Below are 2,783 nucleotides of genomic sequence, written 5' to 3'. Positions count from 1 at the left end.
CCGCCCGCCTCGGCCGCCCCCACACCCGCCTCTACGGGGAAGAGCAGGATCAGGCCCACTGGTTGCTGCTAGATCTCTCACCCGCCATGTACTTTGGCTCCCGCGCCCAGCTCAAGGCCCGCCTTGGCTGCGAGCTGGCCGCCGCCCTGCTCTGGCAGGGGGAGAAACAGGCCAATACCTTGATCTGCCAGGGCGAAGCCCCCCGCACAGAGCACCAGCGCGGCTCTCTCATGCCTCTGCTGGAAGCGCTCTGCCGCCATTACGAAGCAGGGCTGGATCGCGCCCCCCCACCCTGGACGCTGGCCCAGACCCTGGCACGACTCACCCTGCCCCACGGGGCCAGATTGACCCTGATAAGCCATCACCAGGTACCGGACCAGGCCCTCTGCCAGCAGTTGCAACGCCTTCGCCTGCGCCACGACATCCACTACTGGCAGATCCGCGATCCCCTGGAAGCCGCGCTGCCCGAACAGGGGCAGCTGGCAGTGAAGGCAGGCAGACACAGCGGTTGGCTCGCGGGAGAAGATCCCCGCTTTCGCGCCCGCTATCAGAGGGCGGCCGACGAACAGGCCGAGGCCTGTCGCCAGCAGTTACTGCCCCTGGTGACGCGCCTCTATCGCCTCGACAACGGCGCCACCCTGCAACGCCAGTGGCAGGAGGGCGGATGCCGTCTGTTTTGAGGGGGGAGCAAGGCGTGCCCGCACCGGATGCATATCGCCAGCCCTCGTCTAGTGAGGCCTTGCAAGCCATCCGTGCCGAGCTGCGCGACATCCACCAAGGCCCCGCTCTCGAGCCTGCACAGGATCCTCGCCTGATGGCTCTCGGGGGGCTGCTGATCGCGGCGATCGCCGCTTGCCTGATCGCCACGACGGCCCTCACCCTGTTGCGCCAGCGCCGCTGGGCGCACCGGATAGACTGGCAGGCAGACGATCTCGTCCCCAGGCTGCAGGATGCCCTGCGAGAAGCGGCCATGGCCCGCTGGCCCGAGGCGGCCCCCCTGCAAGGGGAGGCCTGGCTCGCCTGGCTGGACAGCAAGGGGGGGAGCGATTTTTCCCAGTTTGCCGCCCAGTGGCCACTCTGGCTCTATGGGGGCAGCGTGCCCGATGAGGCGCAGCGCAAAAGATTGCGCCTCGCCTATCTCGCCTGGGGGCGACGCTGCGTCAGCGCGCCGCGATTCCCGGCAAGCAAGCGAGGGGCACCTCCCCCGGAGGGTACGCGATGATCCTCGCCTGGCCCTGGTTTTCCCTCGCCCTCGCCTTGCCGCTGCTGGTGCGCTTCGGCCTGCCTCCCATGAAGGGGCGCAAGGGAGGAAACCGGCTCGTTCATGGAGGTTTTCCCCTGCTCCAGCCCCAGGCGGGGCAGCCCTTGTGGCGCATGATGATCTGCTGGTGCGCCCTGGTACTGGCCCTGTGCCGCCCCCAGTGGCAGGAGCCCCCGAACATTCACTACCAGAGCAGCCGAGACCTCATCCTGGCGGTGGATCTCTCCGACAGCATGCGCACCCAGGACATGCTGGATGACGGAGAGCAAACGGACAGGCTTGCCGCGGTGCGCCAGCAGATAAGCAACCTTGTCGCCTCCCGCCCGGGGGATCGCATCGCCCTCGTCGTCTTTGCCGATCACGCCTATCTGCTCTCCCCCCTCACCCAGGAGACCGGGGCTCTGCTCACCCTGGCCAGGGAGCTCGATTTCGATCTGGTGGGGCGCACCACGGCCCTGGGGGAAGCCATCCTGCTGGCACGCCAGCACGCCGACCCCACCCGCCCCACCGCCCTGCTGCTGGTGACGGACGGCCGCAATACCTCGGGCAATGCGGATCCCCTGACCGAGGCCAGGCTCGCCGCCAAAGCCGGCATCCGTCTCTATACCCTGGGGGTGGGCGCCGACCCCGACACCTTCGCCGCGCCCGCAGGGGACGCCGATCCCAGTGCCGAACTGGATGAAGCCCTGTTGCAGCAGTTGGCGACACTGGGAGGAGGCCGCTATTTTCGCGCCCGCAACCGGGGCGATCTCGCCGCCATCAACCAGGCCATCGACACCCTGGAGCCCCTCGCCCGGCCCCAGACCCTCTCCCGGTCCCACCAGGAGCTCTACCCCTGGCCACTGGCCCTGGCCTGGCTGCTGCTCTGCTGGCCAGCCCGCTGGCGCATCCCCCTGTCACACAGGCCATCCCATGAGTAGGCAGGCCATGATGGTGGCACCATGGAGCTGACCTTGCTGCGCCCCCTCTGGTTGCTGGCCCTGCTCCCCTGGCTATGGCAGGGGTGGCGCCGCCGCCGCGATCCCGGCTTGCTCTCCCCGGCCATGCAGGCCTATCTGCTGCCGAGCCGCCATCGGGCCATCCCCTGGCGCTGGCTTGCCTGTCTGCCGGTGATCCTCGCGCTCTCGGGCCCCGCCCTGCGCCAGCAGAGTCTCTCCATGCCGAGCCCGGCCCTCGATATCTGGCTGCTGGATCTCTCCGACTCCATGCTGGCGCAGGATCTGGCGCCGGACCGGGCAACCCGGGTGAGGCTGGGATTGCAGGAGATACTGGCCGACATAGATCGGCAGGACGCGGCCCATCCCATCGCCCTCATTCTGTTTGCCGGGGATGCCTACCTCGCCATGCCTCCCACCCGGGATCATCAGGCCATCGCCCTGCTGCTGCCGGACCTGCGCCCGGCCATCATGCCTGTCCAGGGCAGCGCCCCCGAGCGCGCCGTGGCCCTGGCCCTCACCCTGATCCCGCCGGGCCAGTCCGCCCGTCTGCTGCTCGTGACCGACGGCCTCTCCGGGACGGCGCG

General features: G+C 69.1%; 4 protein-coding genes. All 4 read left to right on the top strand.

Translation table 11 applies throughout. The features are described 5' to 3' along the window. Positions 1–680, top strand: a 680-nt coding sequence (locus AACR77_RS10725) for a DUF58 domain-containing protein (protein WP_042881354.1), incomplete at its 5' end; no start/stop codon positions are given. After that, entirely contained in the window at positions 665–1,222 is a 558-nt protein-coding gene (locus AACR77_RS10720) for a DUF4381 family protein (RefSeq protein ID WP_231563204.1), read from the top strand. The genes AACR77_RS10725 and AACR77_RS10720, both read left to right, overlap by 16 nt. Beyond that, the gene (locus tag AACR77_RS10715; protein ID WP_042881352.1) at positions 1,219–2,181 is read left to right on the top strand and encodes a VWA domain-containing protein; all 963 of its coding nucleotides are present in this window, start codon (positions 1,219–1,221) and stop codon (positions 2,179–2,181) included. The genes AACR77_RS10720 and AACR77_RS10715 overlap by 4 nt, the downstream gene beginning before the upstream one ends. Before the next feature lie 21 nt (positions 2,182–2,202). After that, the coding region (locus AACR77_RS10710) for a VWA domain-containing protein (protein ID WP_042881351.1) at positions 2,203–2,783 on the top strand (581 nt) is incomplete at its 3' end.

This window comes from Aeromonas sp. ZOR0002 (assembly GCF_963866995.1).
In the GTDB taxonomy this organism is placed as follows: Bacteria; Pseudomonadota; Gammaproteobacteria; order Enterobacterales; family Aeromonadaceae; genus Aeromonas; species Aeromonas caviae.
Note: the sequence above shows the minus strand (reverse complement) of the source record. Positions and strands in the feature narration are given on the sequence as shown.

What these genes read in the sequence shown, in the direction of transcription:
- AACR77_RS10720 (WP_231563204.1), top strand. Translation starts at nt 665, where the DNA reads ATGCCGTCTGTTTTGAGGGGGGAGCAAGGCGTGCCCGCACCGGATGCA.
- AACR77_RS10715 (WP_042881352.1), top strand. Translation starts at nt 1,219, where the DNA reads ATGATCCTCGCCTGGCCCTGGTTTTCCCTCGCCCTCGCCTTGCCGCTG.